The following is a 250-nucleotide window of genomic DNA, read 5'->3' as shown; positions in this document are numbered from 1 at the left end:
CTTTCTCAATTTGCTCTTTCGTATTTCCAAGTCCGAAACTAAAGCGTACGGATGAACGTATTTGATCGGAGTCTTTTCCGAACATCGCTACTAATACATGTGATGGATCAATCGAACCAGCTGTACACGCCGAGCCACTTGACACTGCAATACCAGCTATATCTAAGTTCACAAGGAACGGTTCAATGTTCATTCCTGTAAAACTGATATTAAGCACATGTGGTAAGCGATATTCTAAGTTTCCGTTTAC

1 protein-coding gene is annotated in these 250 nt (G+C 40.8%); it reads right to left on the bottom strand.

The features are described from left to right. On the bottom strand, positions 1–250 hold a 250-nt coding region (locus SB775_RS32180; RefSeq protein WP_410865353.1), incomplete at both ends, for an aminotransferase class V-fold PLP-dependent enzyme.

Source organism: Peribacillus sp. SIMBA_075, from assembly GCF_046534585.1.
This window is presented reverse-complemented; position numbering and strand designations above follow the sequence as displayed.